This window comes from Streptomyces sp. NPDC045287 (assembly GCF_056432325.1).
The window spans coordinates 381,744-402,780 of record NZ_JBWKJG010000001.1; the positions used below are offsets into that span (position 1 = coordinate 381,744).

Sequence of the window (21,037 nt, forward strand, 5' to 3'; positions counted from 1 at the left end):
CGCCCCGCCGAGGGGCGGGCGGGGCGCCCGGTTCGCGGGGCGGGTCAGCCGTGGCCGCCGTTCGTGCGGCGGCGCAGCGCCCAGGTGCCGGCCGCGGCGGCGCCGACCAGGAGCGCCGCGCCCGCCGCGATCCGCGCGGTGTCGGGGCCGGTGCTGCCGCCCACGCCCGTCTTCACGTGGCCGCGCGGGCCCTCGTGGGTGGGGTAGGGGGTGGGGACGGGGCTGGGGATGGGGCTGGGGAGGGGCGGCGGCGTCGGGTGGTGGGTGGGGCCGCCGTGCCGGACCACCAGGTCGCCCGTGGCCGTCCTGCCGTTGTCGCAGACCACCCCGATGCCGTAGGTGCCCGGCTTGACGCCCTCCGGGACGCGGAACGTGCCGACCGCGAGGTCCTTGTGGGCGCCGGGGCGCAGCTTGAACTCGCCCGCGCCGAGCGCCCGCGCGTCGCCCACGCCGTGCCCGTTCGGCCCGCAGGCGCGGGTGCCGGCGGTGACGCTCGTGCCCGGGGCGGCGGTGGCGGGGGACAGCTCCAGGATCCCGAAGTCACCGGCGTGTGCCCCGGGGACGGCGAGGGCGCCGAGGCAGACGGCCGCGAGCGCGGTACCGGTCAGCGAGCGGGCAGTGGTGCGCATGGGGGTCCTCCGGGCAGCGCTTCGGGCTGGTGTCCTGTCTTCGAGGTAAGGCCGGAGCCGCCGCCCGCGCCTGCTGACGCCCTGTTACTTCGGGCCGTTCGGGATGGTGTCTTCGCAGGTCGGAGGGGTGAATTGGCGCTGTATGGCGAGACGTTCCGAACGGGTGAAGAAATCGCCGCTTGACCTGAAGTCTGGTTGAGGTGTGAGGCTTCCCGCATGGACCTCACCACGGAAACCACCCCGCGTCCCGCTTCCTCCGAGGAGCCCCTGAAGCTGGCCGTCATCGTCGGCAGCAACCGCGAGGGCCGCTTCGCCCCGGTCGTCACCGACTGGTTCGTCTCCCGCGTCCGGGAGCGCGCCGACTTCACCGTCGACATCGTCGACCTCGCCCAGGTGGAGCTGCCGACCAACCTCTCCTACGACCCGCCGCCCGCCGTCCGCGCCGAACTGGCGAAGGTCAGCCCCCAGCTCGGCGCGGCCGACGCGTTCGTCGTCCTCACCCCGGAGTACAACCACTCCTACCCGGCCTCCCTGAAGGCCCTCGTCGACTGGCACTTCATGGAGTGGCAGGCGAAGCCCATCGCCTTCGTCTCGTACGGCGGGGTCTCCGGCGGCCTGCGCGCCGTCGAGCACCTGCGCCAGGTCTTCGCCGAGCTGCACGCCGTCACCGTCCGCGACACGGTCTCCTTCTCCAACGCGGGCGACCTCTTCAACGAGGACGGCGGGCTCAAGGACTCCGCCGGGCCCGACGGGGCCGCGAAGAAGATGCTCGACCAGCTCGGCTGGTGGGGCCGCGCCCTGCGCACCGCCCGCGACGCGCACCCCTACGAGGGCTGAGGCGGCGGCCCCGCCGCGCCCGCATCCGCCCGTACCGGCGGACGCCCGACCGCGTGACGGCGGCGCCCCGGCCGCCGTCACGCTCCCCGGACCTCGGCCACGGCCGCCGTCACGCTCCCCGGGTCACCGCGGTGGGCACCGCCGTGTCCGCCCCGGCCCGCGCCGCCACGGCGGGCCGGGGCCTCCCCGTGTGCGGGCCGCACCTCCTGCGCCGTCGCCCACCGCGCTCCACCGCGCCCCTCCGCGCTCCGCGACGTCGACGCGGCCCCCCGGCCGGTGGAGGCCGGCCGCACCGCCGGACGGGGCGCGCACGACGGGTCCCCGGCGGCCGGTGGCGCCCGCGCCCGGCCCGGTTCGGACGGGTCGGCCGTACGTCCTCCGCCCGCGCGCCGGGGGACGCACGTCACACCCGCCGCGTGGCCGTCCGGTGAACCGGGGGCCGGGCACGCGCGTCGGACAGGGCGGGGGAGGCACGCGGAGCGCGGGCCGAGGGCGACGGGAGGGGTTCGTGATGCGGGGCTGGACACGCCGGCTGGTGCCGGGCACGCGGCGGGGACAGCGGCGGCTGGTGCAGGGCGCGGCGCTGGCCTGCGTCCTGGCGCTCGCGCCGGCGACCTGGCTGCACACGAGCACCGCCGGCAGCCTCCGCACGGTCGCCGACGTGCCGGCCCGCGACGTGGCCGTCGTGTTCGGCGCCGGCCTGTGGAAGGGCCGCCCCACCCCGTACCTGGCGCACCGGCTCGACACGGCCGCCGAGCTGTACCGCACGGGCAAGGTGAAGGTCGTCCTCGTCACCGGTGACAACAGCCGCGCCGACTACGACGAGCCGGACGCCATGCGCGCGTACCTCGTCGAGCGGGGCGTGCCCGGCACGCGGATCGTCAGCGATCACGCCGGCTTCGACACGTGGGACTCCTGCGTCCGCGCCAAGCGGATCTTCGGCGTCGACCGGGCCGTCCTCGTCACCCAGGGCTTCCACGTCCGGCGCGCGGTCGCCCTCTGCCGCGCGGCCGGTGTCGCGTCGTACGGTGTCGGCGTCGCCGAGCCGCACGACGCGGTCTGGTACTACGGCGGGGTCCGCGAGCTCGCCGCCGCCGGGAAGGCCGCGGCGGACGTGGTCCTGCGGCCCGACCCGGTCTTCCTCGGCCGGCAGGAGACCGGCGTCACCGAGGCCCTCGCGTCGGCCGGCTGAGCCCCGCGCGGCTCACCGCCCCGGGCCGGGCCGCCGGAGCGCGACGTACCCCGTGCGTAATACACCGGGACCACGGCCGTAACACACGCGCCGCACGCTCGGGGGCATGCTCGCCGCCACCACCTCCACGCACTGCCCGTACTGCGCCCTGCAGTGCGGAATGAACCTCCGGCCCACCGAGGACGGCGGGGTCGACGTCGTGGAGCGCACGGACTTCCCCGTCAACCGGGGTGCCCTGTGCGGTAAGGGACGTACCGCACCCGCCGTGCTCTCCTCCCGGGTCAGGCTGACCGGGCCGCTGATCCGTCGCCACGCCACGGGCGGACTGGAACCGGCCACCTGGGAGGAGGCACTGCGTGCCGTCGCCGACGGACTGCGGCGCACCCGCGCCTCGCACGGGCCCGACGGGGTCGGGGTGTTCGGCGGCGGCGGGCTCACCAACGAGAAGGCGTACACCCTCGGCAAGTTCGCCCGGCTCGTCCTCGGCACCTCGCAGATCGACTACAACGGCCGCTTCTGCATGTCGTCCGCCGCGGCGGCCCACACCAAGGCGTTCGGCGTCGACCGGGGCCTGCCGTTCCCGCTGGAGGACGTCCCGCGCACCGGCTGCGTCATCCTGGTCGGCTCCAACCTGGCCGAGACGATGCCGCCGGCGCTGCGCTACCTGACGGAGCTGCGGGAGAACGGCGGCAAGCTCGTCGTCGTCGACCCGCGCCGCACCCGCACCGCCGAACAGGCCGACCTGCACATCGCGCCCCGCCCCGGCACCGACCTCGCCCTCGCCCTCGGCCTGCTCCACCTGGTCGTCTCCGAGGGGCGCGTCGACGAGGAGTTCGTCGCGAGCCGCACGACCGGGTGGGCCGACGCCCGCGCCGCCGCCATGTCCCACTGGCCGGCGCTCGTCGAGCGCATCACCGGCGTCCCGGTGCCGCAGTTGCGCGAGGCCGTCGCGATGTTCTGCGACGCGGAGAGCGGCATGGTGCTCACCGCGCGCGGCCCCGAGCAGCAGTCCAAGGGCACCGACACCGTCGGCGCCTGGATCAACCTGTGCCTGGCCACCGGCCGCGCCGGCCGCCCCCTGTCCGGGTACGGCTGCCTCACCGGCCAGGGCAACGGCCAGGGCGGGCGCGAACACGGCCAGAAGGCCGACCAGTTGCCCGGCTACCGCAAGCTGGACGACCCCGAGGCCCGCGCCCACGTCGCCGGCGTGTGGGGCGTCGACCCGGACACCCTGCCCGGCCCCGGGCGCAGCGCGTACGAACTGCTCGACGCGCTCGGCCGGGACGTCAGGGCGCTGCTGCTGATGGGTTCCAACCCGGTCGTCTCCGCGCCGCGCGCCGCGCACGTCGAGGAGCGGCTGAAGTCCCTGGACTTCCTCGCCGTCGCCGACGTGGTGCTCTCCGAGACGGCCGCCCTCGCGGACGTCGTCCTGCCCGTCACGCAGTGGGCGGAGGAGACCGGGACCACCACCAACCTGGAGGGCCGGGTCCTGCTCCGCCGGCGGGCGATCACCCCGCCCGAGGGGGTCCGCAGCGACCTGGAGGTGCTGCACGGCCTCGCCGGGCTGCTCGGTTGGGAGAAGGGCTTCCCGACCGACCCCGAGGAGGTCTTCGACGAGCTGCGCCGCGCCTCCGCGGGCGGCGCCGCCGACTACGCGGGGATCAGCTACCGGCGCATCGTCGAGGAGGACGGCGTCTTCTGGCCGTGCCCCGACCCCGGCCACCCCGGCACGCCCCGGCTGTTCCTCGACCGGTTCGCCACCCCGGACGGCCGTGCCCGGTTCGTCCCGGTCACGCACCGGGCCTCCGCCGAGGAGACCGACGAGGAGTACCCGGTCGTCCTGACGACGGGCCGCGTCGTCTCCCAGTACCAGTCGGGTGCCCAGACCCGGCGGGTCGCGGAGCTGAACGCCGCCGCCCCGGGGCCGTTCGTGGAGCTGCACCCGCGGCTCGCGGAGCGGGTCGGCGTCGCGGAGGGCGACCCGGTCGCGGTCGTGTCGCGGCGCGGGCGGGCGGTCGCCCCGGCCCGCATCACGACGGCGATCCGGCCCGACACGGTGTTCATGCCGTTCCACTGGCCGGGCGAGGGCCGCGCCAACACGCTCACCAACCCGGCGCTCGACCCGACGTCGAAGATGCCCGAGTTCAAGGTGTGCGCGGTGCGTCTCGAACCGGCCGGCGGCTGAGCCAGTCGCCGCCCGGTATCCGCGGCCCCGGCACGGCGCGCGGCGCCGCCACGTACACCCACGCCGGCACCAGGGCCCCGTCCCGTACGCGGACCACGTCGCAGCGGTGCCGCTCGTACAGGTTCAGCGGGTGGTCGGGGCCGTGGTACTCCTCCAGGTGGTCCAGTGCGGACAGCAGCCCGCCGTACGCGCCCGGCGCGGCGCGCAGGAGCTCCCCGACGACGTGGCCGGTGCCGCCGCGCACCGCGTACGGGTAGCCGGGCCCGTCGTGGAGGGCGGCGCCCAAAAGCCGTGCCGGCCCCTCGGCGGCCGTACGGCCCCGCAGGAGCCTCGTGTGGTGGGGTTCGCCGGACCGCAGCGTCCCGTACACGAAGAACGGAAGCTCGCCGGGGGTCATCCGGCCGCCTCCCGCTCCGCCCGCGCCGGGTGGTCGGCGCCGCCCCGCACCACGGGCGCGGCGACGGCCCCCGGCGTGGCGCGGACGTGGCGGCGGACGTGCTCCGCCGGCGCGCCGTACCGCGGGGCGACCGCCTCGAACGGCATCCGCCGCTCCCGCGCGGTCCCCGCGGTCCCCTCCCGGCGGTGGGCCGGGGCCACCGGCCCGGAGACCCGCGCGCACGCGGCGGGGCGCGTCGCCACCGTGCTCCGCGCCGGCGCCGCGGCCCTCGCCTCGGTGCCGGTGGTGGGGATCGGTACGGTCAGGGCCTGGGTCACGTGCGCGCACCTCCGGGTGGGGACACCGCCGTCGCCACCAGGATGGCACCCGCGCGCTCGCGCCCCGGCCGGGGCGCCGTCAGGCGGCGCGGTCCCGGCGCGCCGGGCGCGCCACCGGGTCCCGGGGCGGGCGGGCGACCGCCGGCGGCCCGTACAGCGGCGCGGCGAGGGCGGCGCCGGCCAACGCCCCGAGCAGTTGCGCGGCGACGAAGCCGGGCAGCGAGGCGGGGGCGATCCCGGTGAACGAGTCGGTGAACGAACGCCCCAGCGTGGCCGCCGGGTTGGCGAACGACCCGGACGAGGTGAACCAGATCGCGGCGCCGATGTACGCGGCGACCGCGAGCGGCGCGAGCCGGGCCCGGTCCAGCCGCTCCAGGCCCACGACCAGCAGGACCAGCCCGGCCGTCGCGACGGCCTCGCCGAGCAGCAGGTGCCCGTCCGTCCGCGCCTGCGTCGACCAGGACCAGCCGGCCCCGCCGGGCGCCCGCCCGAACATCGCCTCCGCCAGCAGCGCCCCGGCCGCCGCGCCTACCGGCTGCGCGGCCAGGTACAGGGCCGCTTCGCGCGCGGGGACCCGCTCCCCGGCCCGGTGGCGGGACCACCAGGCGCACAGGGTGACGACGGGGTTGAGGTGGCCCCCGGAGACGGGGCCGAGCAGGGCGATCAGCACCCCCAGCGCCAGGGCGGACGCGAGCGAGTTGGCCAGCAGCCGGACCCCCGCGTCGTCGCTGAGCGCGGCGGCCTGGAGGCCGGAGCCCACGACGGCCGCGACGAGCGCCGCCGTCCCGACCAGCTCGGCGAAGACCCGCCGGCCCAACGGCACCGCCCCTCCCAAGGTCCCCCTCCGCACGGCCCACCCCTCCCGCTTGATCCGATAACGGAAAATATATTCCACGTTTCGGAATTACGGGTCCGGTGATCGCGCCGCCCCGCTGACACCCGTTCCGCCCGCCGGGTGAGCCGACGCCAAAGCACCCGTCACCGCCGTGCAACACCGCGGCAATCTCCGCGCGCCAGGATCGGCACACGATCCCCGCCCCCGACGGAACGCGCAGGCCGCCCATGAGCACACCCACCCTGGTCGCCGTCGCCCACGGCAGCCGCGACCCCCGCGCCCTGCCCACCGTGACCGCGCTGCTCGACCGGGTCCGCGCGCTCCGCCCCGGCCTGCCCGTCCGGCTCGGCCACGTCGAGCTCAACGAGCCCCTGCTCACCGACGCCCTCGACGGCCTCCCCGCCGGCGGCGACGCCGTCCTCGTCCCGCTCCTCTTCGGCCGCGGTCACCACGTCAAGCACGACCTGCTGCGGGCCGCCGAGGCCGCCGCCCCCCGCGTGCGCGCCCGCGTCGCCGCCCCCCTCGGGCCCCACCCGCTCCTCGCCGAGGCCCTCCACGACCGGCTCACCGAGGCCGGCTGGCGCCCCGGCCCCCGCACGAGCCGCACCGCCGGCGTCGTCCTCGCCGCCGCGGGCTCCCGCGACCCCGAGTCCACCGCCGGCACCCGCCGCCTCGCCGCGCTGCTCGGCCGGCGCCTCGGCGGCGTGCCGGTCGTCCCCGCCTACGCCTCCGCCGCGTCCCCCACCGTCCCGGAGGCCGTCCGGGAGCTCACCGCCCGCGGACGCACCCGGATCGCCGTCGCCTCCTGCTTCACCGCGCCCGGCCTCTTCGCCACCCGCAGCGCCGCCGCCGCGCCCTGGATCGCCGCCGCTCCCCTCGGCCCGCACCCCGCGCTGGCCCGGCTCGTCCTGCACCGCTACGACGAGGCCCTCGCCCGTCGCGCGGCGACCCCCGAGTCCCGCGCGTACGCCTCCGTCTGACACGTCACGCGCTTCACCGCCGCCCCGGGCGGTTACCTTCACTGCATGAACGGCACGGCAGGCACGACCCCCCAGGACGGCTCGTACGACACGGCGGCCACCGAGCGCTGGGCCGCCGAACCCGACAAGCGCCCCGGCCGCACCGCCTTCCAGCGCGACCGGGCACGCGTCCTGCACTCCTCCGCCCTGCGCCGCCTCGCCGGCAAGACCCAGGTCGTCACCCCCGGCACCGTCCCCCGCGCCCCCGGCTCCGCCCGGGCGGGAGGCGCCCCCGCCTGGGACGCCAGCCCCCGCACCCGCCTCACCCACTCCCTCGAATGCGCCCAGGTCGGCCGCGAACTGGGCGCCGCGCTCGGCTGCGACCCCGACCTCGTCGAAGCCGCCTGCCTCTCCCACGACATGGGCCACCCGCCGTTCGGCCACAACGGCGAACAGGCCCTCAACGAGTTCGCCGAGGACTGCGGGGGCTTCGAGGGCAACGCCCAGTCGCTGCGCCTGCTCACCCGCATCGAACCCAAGCGGTTCGTCCCGGACCCGGCCACCGGCGACCTCGTCAGCGTCGGCCTCAACCTCACCCGCGCCGCCCTCGACGCCGCCACCAAGTACCCGTGGCCGCGCGGCGCCCACCCCACCGACCCGCGCTCCCCGAAGTTCGGCGTGTACGAGGACGACCTGCCCGTCTTCACCTGGGTCCGGCAGGGCGCCCCCGACGGGCGCACCTGCTTCGAGGCCCAGGTCATGGACTGGTCCGACGACGTCGCCTACTCCGTGCACGACTTCGAGGACGGCCTCCACGCCGGGCACATCGACCCCGGCCTCCTCCTCGCCGAACCCGAGCGCGCCGACATCTGGCGCGTCGCCGTCGGCCGCTACGTCCCGGCCGACACCGACCCGCAGGAACTCGCCGACGCCCTCGACCGGCTCGTCGACCAGGAGTGGTGGCCGCACGGTTACGACGGCACCGCCGTCGCCCAGGCCCGCCTCAAGGACGCCACCAGCCAGCTCATCGGGCGCTTCTGCCTCGCCGCCGAGGCCGCCACCCGCCAGGCGTACGGCACCGGCCGCCTCACCCGGTACGGGGCCCGGCTCGTCGTCCCCCGCGAGACCCGCAACGAGTGCGCCGTGCTCAAGGCCGTCGCCCACCGGTACGTGATGCAGCGCGCCGAGCAGGAGGCCCTCCGCGCCGACCAGCGCGTCGTCATCGCCGAACTGGCCGACGCGCTCGTGCGGCGCGCCCCCGACGGCCTCGACCCGCAGTTCCGCGCCCTGTTCGACGCCGCGCCCGACGACCGGGCCCGCAAGCGGGTCGTCGTCGACCAGATCGCCTCCTTCACCGACGCCACCGCCCGCGCCCTCCACGCGGGCCTCACCGCCCCCCGCGCCCGGTAGGTCCTCTTTCGCGCCCCCGCGCGGTGCGGGACCCTCCGTAGGGCGCCACGGCCGGACGGCGGCACGCGGCGTAGCGTGGACACGGACGTACCGTGCATTCCGGGTAGGAGGCGACAAGTGGTCGACGCAGATGAGACCTTCGTCATCGTGGGCGGGGGACTGGCCGGTGCCAAGGCGGCGGAGACCCTCCGCGCCGAGGGGTTCTCCGGCCGGGTGATCCTCGTCGGTGACGAACGCGACCACCCCTACGAACGGCCACCGCTCTCCAAGGGCTACCTCTCCGGCAAGGCGGAGCGCGACAGCGTCTTCGTCCACGACCCCTCCTGGTACGCCCGGTCCGACGTCGAACTCCACCTCGGCCAGCCCGTCACCGCCATCGACCGCGACCACCGGACGGTCCGCCTCGGCGACGGCACCGCGATCCACTACGACAAGCTGCTCCTGGCCACCGGCGCCGAGCCGCGCCGCCTGGACGTCCCCGGCACGGACCTCGCCGGCGTCCACCACCTGCGCCGCCTCTCCCACGCCGACCGCCTCCAGGGCGTCCTCGCCGCCCTCGGCCGCGACAACGGCCACCTGGTCGTCGCCGGCGCCGGCTGGATCGGCCTGGAGGTCGCCGCCGCCGCCCGCGGCTACGGCGCCGAGGTCACCGTCGTCGAACCGGCGGCCACCCCGCTCCACCGGGCCGTCGGCCCCGAACTGGGCCAGGTCTTCACCGAGCTGCACGCCGAGCGCGGCGTCCGCTTCCGGTTCGGCACCCGCCTCTCCGAGATCGTCGGCCAGGACGGCATGGTCCTCGCCGCCCGCACCGAGGACGGCGAGGAGCACCCGGCGCACGCCGTGCTCGCCGCGGTCGGCGCCGTGCCCCGCACCGCGCTCGCCGAGGCCGCCGGGCTGGCCCTCGTCGACCGCGCCCACGGCGGCGGCATCGCCGTCGACGCGTCGCTGCGCACCTCCGACCCGCACATCCACGCCGCCGGCGACGTGGCCGCCGCGCACCACCCGCTCCTCGGCGTCCGGCTGCGCGTCGAGCACTGGGCCAACGCCCTCAACGGCGGCCCGGCCGCCGCCCGCGCCATGCTCGGCCACGACGTGTCGTACGACCGGGTGCCCTACTTCTTCTCCGACCAGTACGACCTCGGCATGGAGTACTCCGGCTGGGCGCCGCCCGGCTCGTACGACCAGGTGGTGCTGCGCGGCGACGCCGGCAGGCGGCGGTTCGTCGCGTTCTGGCTGAAGGACCGCCGGGTCCTGGCCGGGATGAACGTGAACGTGTGGGACGTCACAGAATCGGTCCAGGAGCTGGTCCGTGCGGGCGCGGCGGGCGTCGCCGTCGACCCGGAGGCCCTGGCGGACCCGTCGGTCCCGCTGCCGTCCCTGCTGTCGGGACGACAGGCGGGACGGCGCCCGTAGAATTCCTCCGTGGCAGGCAGGATCAACGATGACGACGTGAAGGCGGTGCGGGACGCCGTCCCCATCGACGCCGTCGTGTCCGAGTACCTCCAGCTCCGCAACGCCGGCGGCGGCAACCTCAAGGGGCTGTGCCCCTTCCACGACGAGAAGTCCCCGTCCTTCCAGGTCAGCCCCAGCAAGGGTCTCTTCCACTGCTTCGGCTGCCAGGAGGGCGGGGACACGATCGCCTTCGTCATGAAGATCGACCACCTCTCCTTCTCGGAGACGGTCGAGCGGCTCGCCGCCCGCGCCGGCATCACCCTCCGCTACGAGGAGGGCGGCTACAACCCCACCCACCAGCGCGGCGAGCGCATCCGCCTGATCGAGGCGCACAAGGCCGCCGCCCAGTACTACGCCGAGCAACTGGACGGCGCGGAGGCGGAGATCGGGCGCAGGTTCCTCGCCGAGCGCGGCTTCGACCAGGCCGCGGCCCACCACTTCGGCGTCGGCTACAGCCCCGCCGGCTGGGACCACCTCACGCGCCACCTGCGCGGCAAGGGCTTCTCCGACAAGGAGCTGATCCTCTCCGGCCTGTCCCAGGACGGCCGCCGCGGCCCCATCGACCGCTTCCGCGGCCGGCTGATGTGGCCCATCCGCGACGTGGGCGGCGACGTGGTCGGCTTCGGCGCGCGCCGGCTCCGCGACGACGACAACGGGCCCAAGTACCTCAACACGCCCGAGACGCCGATCTACCGCAAGTCGCAGGTCCTCTACGGCATCGACCTCGCCAAGAAGGACATCGCCAAGTCCAGCCGCGCCGTCGTCGTCGAGGGCTACACCGACGTCATGGCCTGCCACCTCGCCGGGATCACCACCGCCATCGCGACCTGCGGCACCGCCTTCGGCGGCGATCACATCAAGATCCTCCGCCGGCTGCTGATGGACAACGGCTCCGCCCGGGTGATCTTCACCTTCGACGGGGACGCGGCCGGCCAGAAGGCCGCGCTGCGGGCCTTCGAGGACGACCAGAAGTTCGCCGCCGAGACGTACATCGCGATCGCCCCGGACGGCATGGACCCCTGCGAGCTGCGGCTCGTGAAGGGCGACGAGGCGGTGCGGGAGCTGGTCGAGCCGCGCACCCCGCTGTTCGAGTTCGCGCTGCGGCAGATCGTGAACCGGTACGACCTGGAGACCCCGGCGGGCCGCGCCGCCGCCCTCGACGAGGCCGCGCCGATCGTCGCCCGCATCAAGAACGTCGCCTCGCAGCACGAGGTCGCCGTGGAGCTGGCCGGGATGCTCGGCATCCTCGACACGCAGTTCGTCGTGAAGCGCGTCGCCCAGCTCGCCCGCTGGGCCCGGGAGCGCGGCGGCGCCCCCGACGGCCGCCCCCGCCCCGGGGCCGGCCCCCGCCCGCCGGCGGGACCCGCCGGGCAGCGCCCGGCGCAGCCGTCCTTCACCGGCCCGGCGCTCAACCTCCGCAGCCCCGCCCACCGCACGGAGCGGGAGCTGTTGAAGCTGGCCCTCCAGTACCCGGCCCTCGTGTCCCCGGCGTTCGACGCGTACGGCGCCGACGAGTTCACCGCCCCGCCGTACGCCGCGGTGCGCCGCACCATCGCCGAGGCGGGCGGCGCCGCGCAGGGCGTCGCCGACGCCCCCGACTACCTGGCCCGCGTCCGCGAAGCCGCCCCCGACGACACGGTCCGCGCGCTCGTCACGGAACTGGCCGTGGAGGCCGTCCTGGCCCGCACGGTCGACGAGGCGTACGCGGGGGAGCAACTGGTCCAGGTCCGGCTCCGCGCCGTCGACCGCCGCGTCCGCGAGGTCCAGGGCACCCTCACCCGCCTGGGCACGCACGGCGACCCCGAGCGCCTCGCGGCCGTCCAGAACGAGCTGTGGGTCCTCCAGCAGTACGCCCAGTCGCTCCGCAACCACGGCGCCTCCGCCCTCTGAGGCGCCCTCCGCGCCGCCCCTCCTCCCGTACCGGCGAGTAGTCGCGCCGTCACGCACCGGTCGCAAAAAGTGGGCGCACGACCCTCGTGGCGGTGATGTGTCGTACCCCACACTGGGGGCGGTGACGGACCGAACCGGCAGCGATCACCTGGAGGTCTCCCCGTGCGGATTCGGACCCTGGACGACGCCGTCCCCGCGCAGGACGCCCCCGAGCAGCACATCCCCGGACAGGACGCCTCCGGACGGGACGCCTCCGGGCGGGATCTCCCCGGGCAGGACGCCTCCGGGCGGCACTTCCCCGGGCGGGACTTATCCGGGCACGACTCCTCCGGGCATGACTCCTCCGGGCATGACTCCTCCGGGCACGACGCCTTCGGGTATGACTCCTCCGGGCGGGGCGTCCCCGCGCAGGGCCCGCCACCGGGCCACCCCGAGGCCCTCCCCGAACCCCTCCTCCCCGAACCCCTCCTCCCCGAACCCCTCCTCCCCGAGACCCTCCCCGAGTCCCTCCCGGAGGGCCCTCCCGACCTGCTGGAGCCGCTCCCCGAGCCGCCCGGGCGCGCCGCCGCCGACCGGACCGCGGCGCCGTCGTCGGACCTGTTCCGGCAGTACCTGCGGGAGATCGGCCGCATCCCGCTCCTCACCGCCGCGGAGGAGGTCGAGCTGGCCCGGCGCGTCGAGGCGGGCCTGTTCGCGGAGGAGAAGCTCGCCCGCACCCCGGACCTGGACTCCCGGCTCGCCGTCGACCTCGATGCCCTCGTCGTGCGGGGCCGGATGGCCAAGCGCCGGCTCATCGAGGCGAACCTGCGCCTCGTCGTCTCCGTCGCCAAGCGGTACGTCGGCCGCGGCCTGACCATGCTGGACCTCGTCCAGGAGGGCAACCTCGGCCTGATCCGGGCCGTCGAGAAGTTCGACTACGCGCGCGGCTACAAGTTCTCCACGTACGCGACCTGGTGGATCCGTCAGGCGATGTCCCGGGCCGTCGCCGACCAGGCCCGGACCATCCGCGTCCCCGTCCACGTCGTGGAGCTGATCAACCGCGTCCTGCGGGCCCAGCGCAGGATGCTCCAGGAGCGGGGGCGGGAGCCCACCGCCGAGGAGGTCGCCGCCCACCTCGACCTGCCGCCCGAGCGGATCGGGGAGGTGCTGCGGCTCGCCCAGGAGCCGGTCTCCCTGCACACGCCGGTCGGCGAGGAGGACGACGTGGCGCTGGGCGACCTCATCGAGGACGGCGACGCCGCCTCCCCGGCGGAGACCGCCGCGTTCCTGCTGCTGCGGGAGCACCTGGAGGCGGTCCTGTCCACGCTGGGCGAGCGCGAGCGGGAGGTCGTCCAGCTCCGCTACGGGCTGGTCGACGGGCGGCCCCGCACCCTGGAGGAGATCGGACGCCTCTTCGGCGTGACGCGCGAGCGCATCCGCCAGATCGAGTCCAAGACCCTCGGCAAGCTGCGGGACCACGCCTTCGCGGACCAGTTGCGCGGCTACCTGGACTGAGCCGCCTGGACTGAGCCGCTCCCCCCGGCGCCCCGCCCGGCGCCCTCCCCCGTCCCGCGCCGACCCGCGCCGCCGCGCGAGCGGCCGGGTCCGGCGCCGAGGACCGGGCCGGCCGGCACCCCGAGGGCGAGGCCCGTCGCCGGGTCCCCGGCGACCCCCGTGGGCCGGGCCGGCCGCGACGCCGATCGGCGGCCCCGCGGCGACCCCGGGGCCGCCGCCCGCCTCCTCCGCGTCCCGCGTCCCGTGCCCCGCGGCGCGCCCGCCGGCACCGGTCCGTCCGCCGTGCCGTTCCCCCTTCCGCGTGTGCCCGCCGCGCGGTGGTCCGTCGCGCGGTCAGTCGACCTCGGCCACCGCCTCCGCGAACTGCGCCGCGTACAGGCGCGCGTACGCGCCCCGTGCCGCCAGCAGCTCGTCGTGCGTGCCCTGCTCGACGATGGAGCCGTTCTCCATCACCAAGATCACGTCCGCGTCGCGGACGGTCGACAGCCGGTGCGCGATGACGAAGGTCGTCCGCCCGTGGGCGAGGCGCGCCATCGCCTTCTGGATCAGCACCTCCGTACGGGTGTCCACCGAACTCGTCGCCTCGTCGAGCACCAGGATCACCGGGTCCGACAGGAACGCGCGGGCGATCGTGATGAGCTGCTTCTCGCCCGCGCTGACCCCGCCGCCCTCCTCGTCGACGACCGTGTCGTACCCGTCCGGCAGCGTGCGGACGAACCGGTCGGCGTGCGCGGCCCGCGCCGCCGCCTCGACCTCCTCGCGCGTCACCTCGCGGCCGGCGGCGGCGCCGTACGCGATGTTCTCCGCGATCGTCCCGCCGAACAGCCAGGTGTCCTGGAGGACCATGCCGATCGACGAGCGCAGCTCCTCCCGCGACATCCGGGCCACGTCCACGCCGTCGAGGACGATCCGGCCGTCCGTCACCTCGTAGAACCGCATCAGCAGATTGACCAGCGTCGTCTTGCCGGCGCCCGTCGGGCCGACGATCGCGACCGTCTGGCCCGGCTCCACCGTCAGCGACAGGTCCTCGATGAGCGGCTTCTCCGGCTCGTAGCGGAACGACACCTTCTCCAGCGTCACCGCCCCGCGCACCTCGGCGGGCCGCTCCAGCGCCGGCGACTCCGCCTGCTCCTCCGCGTCCAGCAGCTCGAAGATCCGCTCGGCGGACGCCACGCCGGACTGCATCAGGTTCGCCATCGACGCGACCTGCGTCAGCGGCATCGAGAACTGCCGCGAGTACTGGATGAACGCCTGCACGTCACCGATGGACAGCGACCCGGACGCCACGCGCAGCCCGCCGACGACCGCCACCAGCACGTAGTTCAGGTTCGACACGAAGAACATCAGCGGCTGCATGATCCCGCTGTTGAACTGCGCCCGGAACCCGGCCTCGTACAGCTCGTCGTTCTGCTCGCGGAACTCCCGCGCCGCCTCCTCCTGCCGGCCGAACACCTTCACCAGCGCGTGGCCCGAGTACATCTCCTCGACGTGCGCGTTCAGCCCGCCCGTGGCCTTCCACTGCCGGACGAACTGCGGCTGCGACCGCTTGCCGACCCGCGCCGCCACGACCACCGACACCGGCACGGTCACCAGCGCGACCAGCGCCAGCAGCGGGGAGATCCAGAACATCATGGCGAGGACGCCCAGGATCGTCAGCACCGAGTTGATCAGCTGGCCCATCGTCTGCTGCATGGTCTGGCCGATGTTGTCGATGTCGTTCGTCGCCCGGCTCAGCACCTCGCCGCGCTGCGCCCGGTCGAAGTACGACAGCGGCAGCCGCTCCAGCTTGGCCTGCACGTCCTCGCGCAGCCGGTACACCGTCCGGTTGATGATCCTGATCGACATGCGGGTCGACACGAGCATCAGCAGCCCGGCGACCGCGTACACGGCCAGCGCCAGCAGCAGCACGTTCCCGACCGCGCCGAAGTCGATGCCCCGGCCCGGGGTGAAGGCCACCCCGGAGAGCATGTCCGCGACCCCGTCCTCGCCGCTCCTCCGCAGCGCCGCGACGGCCTCCTCCTTCGTGCCGCCCGCCGGCATGCCGCGGCCGACGACCCCCGCGAAGACCAGGTCCGTCGCCCAGCCGAGGATCTTCGGCCCGACCACGCTCAGCGCCACGCTGAGCACACCGGTCGCGACCATCACCCACAGCGCGGCCCTCTCCCGGGTGAGCTGCCGCAGCAGCCGCCGGAACGACCCCTTGAAGTCCGCGGACCGGTCGCCCGGACCGCCGCCGGGCCGCATCATCCCGCCAGGACCCGCCATCAGGCCGCCTCCGCCTCGGTCAGCTGGGAGAGCACGATCTCCCGGTACGTCTCGTTGTCCGCCATCAGCTCGTGGTGCCGCCCCACGCCCACGACCCGGCCCCCGTCGAGGACCACGATCCGGTCGGCCTCCCTGATCGTCGACACCCGCTGCGCGACGATCACCACGGTCGCGTCGGCGGTCTCGCGCGCCAGCGCCGCCCGCAGCCGCGCGTCGGTGCTGTAGTCCAGCGCCGAGAACGAGTCGTCGAAGAGGTAGATCTCCGGACGCTGCACCAGCGTCCGCGCGATCGCCAGCCGCTGCCGCTGCCCGCCGGAGACGTTCGTCCCGCCCTGCGAGACCGGCGCGTCGAGCCCGCCCTCCAGCCCCCGTACGAAGTCGGCCGCCTGCGCCGTCTCCAGGGCCCGCCACAGCTCCTCGTCGGTCGCGTCGGGCCGCCCGTAGCGGAGGTTCGTCGCGACCGTTCCCGAGAACAGGTACGGCCGCTGCGGGACGAGCCCCACCGTACGGGCGATCAGCGCCGGGTCCAGCTCGCGCACGTCGACGCCGTTGACCAGCACCCGGCCGCCCGTCACGTCGAACAGCCGCGGCACGAGCCCCAGCAGCGTGGACTTGCCGCTGCCCGTCGACCCGATGACCGCCGTGACCTCGCCCGGCCCGGCCTCCAGGTCGATCCCGTGCAGCACCGGCTCCTCGGCGCCCGGGTAGCGGAAGTCCGCGCCGCGGATCTCCAGCCGGCCCCCGCGGGGCAGCTCCCGCACCGGCGACGCGGGCGGCAGCACACTGGTCTCCGTGCGCAGCACCTCCTCGATGCGCTCGGCGCACACCTCGGCCCGCGGCACCATCATGAACATGAAGGTGGCCATCATCACGGCCATCACGATCTGCATCAGGTACGCCAGGAACGCCGTCAGCGCGCCGATCTGCATCGCGCCGTCGTCGATCCGGTGCGCGCCGAACCAGACCACGGCGACGCTGGAGAAGTTCACCACCGTCATCACGGTCGGGAACATCAGCGCCATCAGCCGCCCCGCCGCCATCGACACGTCGGTCAGCTCGGTGTTCGCGCCCTTGAAGCGCTCCCGCTCGTACGCGTCCCGCACGAACGCCCGGATGACGCGGTTGCCGGTGATCTGCTCGCGCAGCACCCGGTTCACCGTGTCGAGCCGCTCCTGCATCGTGCGGAACAACGGCCGCATCCGCATCACGATCAGCGACACGGCGATCCCCAGCACCGGCACCACGGCCAGCAGCACCGCCGACAGCGGCACGTCCAGCCCGAGCGCCAGCACGACCCCGCCCACGCACATGATCGGCGCCGACACCATCAGCGTGAACGCCATCAGCACCAGCATCTGCACCTGCTGGACGTCGTTGGTGGTCCGGGTGATCAGCGACGGCGCCCCGAAGTGCCCCAGCTCCCGCGCCGAGAACGACTGGACCCGGTCGAAGACGGCCGCCCGCACGTCCCGGCCCAGCGCCGAGGCCGTCCGCGCCCCGTAGTAGACGGCGCCGATGTTGCCCGCCACCTGCACCACGGACACGGCGATCATCAGCGCGCCGTGCCGCAGGATGTAACCGGTGTCACCGGTCACGACACCCCGGTCGATGATGTCGGCGTTGAGCGTCGGCAGGTAGAGGGAGGCACCCGTCTGCAGGAGTTGGAGCGCCACCAGGAAGGCTATGGGCCGTTTGTACGGCACCAGATGGATGCGGAGTAGTTGTCTGAGCACGGATGCAACTATCGCTCCCGGGCCCCGATCGTTACGACCGGGTTTCCGCGCCGTCCGCTACGGGCCGAACGCCCCCGGGTGCAACTGGTCCCGCGTCGCCCCGTACTGCTGGCGCACCGCCTGCCCCACCGCGAGTTCCTCACCCGGCTCGAACACCTGCGCCGCCGCACCCCGCCACGCCGGCGGCGCCTGCGGGGTCAGCGTCCCGTGCGCCACCCCCAGCGCCCACGCCGCCTGCCGCGCGGCCCCCAGCGCCGCGTAGTCCGCCGGCTGCGGTACGACGACCTGCGCGCCGAAGATCGCGGGCGCCACCGCCTGCACCGCCGGCAGCTCCGCCGCGGGCCCCAGCAGGAACACCCGGCGCACCGCCGCGCCGCGCCGCCGCAGCACGTCCACCGCGTCGGCCAGCGCGCACAGCATGCCCTCGAACGCCGCCCGGGCCAGGTGCTCCGGCTTCATCGACTCGCGCCGCAGCCCGCTCAGCGTGCCCGCCGTGTGCGGCAGCGGGGGCGTCCGCTCGCCCTCCAGGTAGGGGAGCAGCACCAGCCCGGACGCGCCGGGCGTCGACTTCAGGGCCAGCGCCGACAGCTCCTCCAGGCTCTCCGCGCCCAGCATCTCCGCCGTGCCGCGCAGCGCCCGGACCGCGTTCGACGTGTACACCACCGGCAGGTGCGTCCCCGCCGCGTCGGCGAACGCCGTGATCATGCCCTGCGGGTCGGTCAGCGCCTCGTGGTGCACCGCCATCACGGACCCCGACGCCCCCAACGACACGACGGCGTCACCGATGCCGAGACCCAGTCCCAGCGCGGCGGCCATCGTCTCCCCGGTGCCCGCCGAGATCAGCAGCCCCTCCGGGGTCACACCGGCGGCCTCCGCCGGGCCCAGCACCTCCGGCAGCGCCGCCCGGTGGCCCAGCGCCAGCTCGACGAGGTCCGGCCGGTACGCGCCCGCCGCCGCCGACCAGTAGCCCGTCCCCGACGCGCCGCCGCGGTCCGTGGTGCGCCGTGCCGGCCGGCCCAGCAACTGCCACACCAGCCAGTCCTGCGGCTGGAGCACGGCCGCCACCCGGCGCGCCGCCTCCGGCTCGGTCCGCGCCAGCCAGCGCAGCTTGGCGACGGGCTGCGCCGACTGCGGCACGCAGCCCACGGCCTCCGCCCACGCCTGCCGGCCGCCCAGCGCCTCGACCAGGTCCGCGGCGGCGACCTGCGCCCGCTTGTCGTTGCCGACCAGCGCGGGGCGCACGGTGGCGCCCTGCTGGTCGAGCGGGACGAGGCCGTGCTGCTGGGCGCACACGCCGATGGCCTGCACGCCCTCCAGCAGCCCGCCCGTGGCGGCCTCGCCCAGCGAGAGGAGCCACGCCTGCGGATCGACGTCCGTGGCCTTCGGCTCGACGGGGTGGGCGGCGTACCCCTGGCGCAGGACGGCGCCCGTGTCCGTGTCGCAGACGACGATGCGCGTGAAACCCGACGAACTGTCCAACCCGGCGACTATCCCCATGAAGGAGATTCTGCCGTACTCCACCCGGTGTCCGGCCGGCCGGAAGCGGCGGCGCCCGGCGGGCGTCAGGTGTTCGTCGTGCCCCAGTCGTCCTCGGTGCCCTGGCCGCGCTCCCGCAGCGAGCGCACCCGCTCGGCGACCGACTCCGGCATCCGGTCCCCGACCTTCTCGCTCACCACGTGGTACGCCCGCCCGGCGACCTGCCGGCCGGTCTGCGCGGCCGACTCCGCGGCGTTGCGCACGGCGGGGTTGGCGGAGAGCTGCCGCGCCGACTTCCGCAGCTGCTCGTACCGTTCGCGCCCGGCCCGGGCCCCCAGGACGTACCCGACGGCCGCTCCAACGACGAACGTGAGCTTGTACCGCATGGCTGTCACCCTTCTCCGTAGGCGTCGGTGCCGGCCGCCTGCCCGCAGGGGCGGAGGTCACACCCGGGCCCGGGGCGGTACCGATTGGCGGAGCACCCCCCGGCTTGCGCTAATGTATGTGTCGCAGCGAGCGAGCGCCGCCCGGGAGACCCCAGGTGGGTACGATCGGTGCAACGCAGCAATCCCCTGTAGCTCAATTGGCAGAGCAGCCGGCTGTTAACCGGCAGGTTACTGGTTCGAGTCCAGTCGGGGGAGCGCGGTCCCCTGTAGCTCAATTGGCAGAGCATTCGGCTGTTAACCGGAGGGTTGCTGGTTCGAGTCCAGCCGGGGGAGCAGTGGTGAGAGAGGGTCCTACGGGGCCCTCTTTCCCGTTTTCCGATCTTCTCCGACCGGTCCGGAACCATCCGGCGCCGATGATCGTCCTCCAGGGCGTGCGTTGCCGACCATCCGGAGCAGGAGATCGTATGAGCGGCTATGCTGCGGCAGACGGCGCGCACAAATGTGCGCGACGCGCCGCACGGGGCGGTAGCTCAGCCGGTTAGAGCAGCGGACTCATAATCCGTCGGCCGTGGGTTCGAGTCCCACCCGCCCCACCAGCGCGGTCACCTGGCAGGAACGTTCTGACCAGCGGTTCCGCTGGTCCCGCCGGTTGTCGGAGCGATCGCGACGGCCTCACCCGATCCCTCCCTCCCAGAGTGGGGACGGATCGGGGGCGTGGGAACCGCGACACGCGCCGGATCAGCCGGACGGCGCGGTTTCCCCCTCGTTCGGTCCAACGGAAGCGGCACGCCGCCGACCGGACCGGTGCCCCCGCCCTTCCCCGGTGCGGGCGGAAGCGGCCGGTCCCGCCGTCCGGACCCTCCGGTCCGCCACCCGCTCGGCCGGCGTCGCGGAGCCGGCCGCACCGCCTCTCCGGTGTCCCCTCCCCGCGCAGGACGCCCCCACCGTGGCCACGCGAGCCCGGGCGCCCCCGTCGAACCGGCCCCTTCCCGCGCGGCACACCCCCGCCGGCCGAGCGGGTCATGCCGTGGGAACGCGGCCGTCGAGGCGGGACTCCTCCGCCGGGGCCGGGGCCGGGGCCGGGGCCGGGGCGCGGTCCGGGTGGACGCGGGAGGGCGCTCCTCCCGCGGGGTGGCCGCCGCGGACGGTCCGCGGCGGGTGCGCCGGGCGCGCCGGACCCGGGACGAAGGCCCGCTCCCACGGGGACGCGACGGTCACCGCGGCGATCGGACCGGGCGGCTCCGGGGCCGTGGGCCCGCCCTGCGCGTCGTCGTCCGCCCATGCCCTCCCGGCACGTGCCGAACGCGGGGCCCGCGGTGCAAGAGATGATCACCCATGATCAAGACATTTATCACCCCGCGGGGAAGACCGCCTTTTCTGCGCGGGCTCCGTACCGGCGCCGGAGGGTTCCGGCCGGTCGTCCCCGGGGCGGCGCGCCCACCGCCCCGGGCGCCCGGCCCGGCCCCGCCCCCAGGTCGGGGCGGGGCGGCGGGGCCCCGGGTTCGCCCGGTCGGCCACCGCCCGTTCGGCGCAGCGCCTCCCCGGGCCCGACGGGCGGGGAGGCGGGCCGTGCCCGGGCG

General features: G+C 75.4%; 16 protein-coding genes and 3 tRNA genes. 11 read left to right on the forward strand and 8 right to left on the reverse strand.

The window, feature by feature from the left end; genetic code table 11:
* Positions 1-44: 44 nt before the first annotated feature.
* Positions 45-629 carry a hypothetical protein gene (locus AC07D6_RS01625; RefSeq protein ID WP_479041106.1) on the reverse strand — a complete coding sequence of 195 codons (585 nt, stop codon included), beginning with the start codon at positions 627-629 and terminating at the stop codon, positions 45-47.
* Positions 630-845: 216 nt separating this feature from the next.
* On the opposite strand from AC07D6_RS01625, the gene AC07D6_RS01630 reads away from it, so the two are divergent.
* The 3 genes from AC07D6_RS01630 (at position 846) to AC07D6_RS01640 (ending at position 4,843) form a co-directional block, all read left to right on the forward strand.
* Entirely contained in the window at positions 846-1,466 is a 621-nt protein-coding gene (locus AC07D6_RS01630) for an NADPH-dependent FMN reductase (RefSeq protein ID WP_315878120.1), read from the forward strand.
* A gap of 511 nt (positions 1,467-1,977) precedes the next feature.
* Positions 1,978-2,658, forward strand: coding sequence for a SanA/YdcF family protein (locus AC07D6_RS01635; RefSeq protein ID WP_315879991.1), 681 nt, complete (start codon positions 1,978-1,980; stop codon positions 2,656-2,658).
* 106 nt (positions 2,659-2,764) lie between these two features.
* Entirely contained in the window at positions 2,765-4,843 is a 2,079-nt protein-coding gene (locus AC07D6_RS01640) for a molybdopterin oxidoreductase family protein (RefSeq protein WP_479041108.1), read from the forward strand.
* Here AC07D6_RS01640 and AC07D6_RS01645 read toward each other — a convergent pair.
* The 3 genes from AC07D6_RS01645 to AC07D6_RS01655 form a co-directional block, all read right to left on the reverse strand.
* Complete coding sequence (locus AC07D6_RS01645; protein ID WP_479041110.1) at positions 4,803-5,240, reverse strand: gamma-glutamylcyclotransferase family protein; 438 nt, start codon at positions 5,238-5,240, stop codon at positions 4,803-4,805. The two genes, AC07D6_RS01640 and AC07D6_RS01645, sit on opposite strands and share 41 nt — an antisense overlap.
* Positions 5,237-5,557 carry a divalent-cation tolerance protein CutA gene (locus AC07D6_RS01650; RefSeq protein ID WP_479041112.1) on the reverse strand — a complete coding sequence of 107 codons (321 nt, stop codon included), beginning with the start codon at positions 5,555-5,557 and terminating at the stop codon, positions 5,237-5,239. The genes AC07D6_RS01645 and AC07D6_RS01650 overlap by 4 nt, the downstream gene beginning before the upstream one ends.
* A 79-nt stretch (positions 5,558-5,636) precedes the next feature.
* The gene (locus tag AC07D6_RS01655; RefSeq protein WP_479041114.1) at positions 5,637-6,380 is read right to left on the reverse strand and encodes an aquaporin; all 744 of its coding nucleotides are present in this window, start codon (positions 6,378-6,380) and stop codon (positions 5,637-5,639) included.
* 239 nt (positions 6,381-6,619) lie between these two features.
* Here AC07D6_RS01655 and AC07D6_RS01660 point away from each other — a divergent pair, with 239 nt between their 5' ends.
* The 5 genes from AC07D6_RS01660 to AC07D6_RS01680 all read left to right on the forward strand — a co-directional run bounded on the left by AC07D6_RS01660 (position 6,620) and on the right by AC07D6_RS01680 (position 13,597).
* The gene (locus AC07D6_RS01660; protein ID WP_479041116.1) at positions 6,620-7,372 is read left to right on the forward strand and encodes a sirohydrochlorin chelatase; all 753 of its coding nucleotides are present in this window, start codon (positions 6,620-6,622) and stop codon (positions 7,370-7,372) included.
* Between the two features lie 45 nt (positions 7,373-7,417).
* Positions 7,418-8,761 carry a deoxyguanosinetriphosphate triphosphohydrolase gene (locus AC07D6_RS01665; protein WP_479041118.1) on the forward strand — a complete coding sequence of 448 codons (1,344 nt, stop codon included), beginning with the start codon at positions 7,418-7,420 and terminating at the stop codon, positions 8,759-8,761.
* 117 nt (positions 8,762-8,878) lie between these two features.
* Positions 8,879-10,174, forward strand: a complete 1,296-nt coding sequence (locus tag AC07D6_RS01670) for an NAD(P)/FAD-dependent oxidoreductase (RefSeq protein WP_315879984.1) — start codon at positions 8,879-8,881, stop codon at positions 10,172-10,174.
* Positions 10,175-10,183: 9 nt separating this feature from the next.
* Complete coding sequence (gene dnaG, locus AC07D6_RS01675) at positions 10,184-12,103, forward strand: DNA primase (RefSeq protein ID WP_479041120.1); 1,920 nt, start codon at positions 10,184-10,186, stop codon at positions 12,101-12,103.
* Between the two features lie 162 nt (positions 12,104-12,265).
* Entirely contained in the window at positions 12,266-13,597 is a 1,332-nt protein-coding gene (locus AC07D6_RS01680; protein WP_479041122.1) for an RNA polymerase sigma factor, read from the forward strand.
* Between the two features lie 333 nt (positions 13,598-13,930).
* Here AC07D6_RS01680 and AC07D6_RS01685 read toward each other — a convergent pair whose 3' ends face one another.
* The 4 genes from AC07D6_RS01685 to AC07D6_RS01700 all read right to left on the reverse strand — a co-directional run bounded on the left by AC07D6_RS01685 (position 13,931) and on the right by AC07D6_RS01700 (position 19,457).
* Complete coding sequence (locus AC07D6_RS01685; protein WP_479041124.1) at positions 13,931-15,862, reverse strand: ABC transporter ATP-binding protein; 1,932 nt, start codon at positions 15,860-15,862, stop codon at positions 13,931-13,933.
* On the reverse strand, positions 15,862-17,595 hold the full coding sequence (locus AC07D6_RS01690; RefSeq protein WP_315879980.1) for an ABC transporter ATP-binding protein: 1,734 nt from the start codon (positions 17,593-17,595) through the stop codon (positions 15,862-15,864). Before AC07D6_RS01690 ends, AC07D6_RS01685 begins: the two co-directional genes overlap by 1 nt.
* 57 nt (positions 17,596-17,652) lie before the next feature.
* Positions 17,653-19,092, reverse strand: coding sequence for a xylulokinase (locus AC07D6_RS01695; protein ID WP_315879979.1), 1,440 nt, complete (start codon positions 19,090-19,092; stop codon positions 17,653-17,655).
* 65 nt (positions 19,093-19,157) lie between these two features.
* Positions 19,158-19,457, reverse strand: a complete 300-nt coding sequence (locus tag AC07D6_RS01700; protein WP_479041127.1) for a YtxH domain-containing protein — start codon at positions 19,455-19,457, stop codon at positions 19,158-19,160.
* 182 nt (positions 19,458-19,639) lie between these two features.
* Here AC07D6_RS01700 and AC07D6_RS01705 point away from each other — a divergent pair.
* The 3 genes from AC07D6_RS01705 (at position 19,640) to AC07D6_RS01715 (ending at position 20,053) form a co-directional block, all read left to right on the forward strand.
* Positions 19,640-19,712: transfer RNA gene (locus AC07D6_RS01705), tRNA-Asn, on the forward strand.
* 5 nt (positions 19,713-19,717) lie between these two features.
* Positions 19,718-19,790 (forward strand) — tRNA-Asn (locus AC07D6_RS01710).
* Positions 19,791-19,976: 186 nt separating this feature from the next.
* Positions 19,977-20,053: transfer RNA gene (locus AC07D6_RS01715), tRNA-Ile, on the forward strand.
* Positions 20,054-21,037 lie beyond the last annotated feature (984 nt).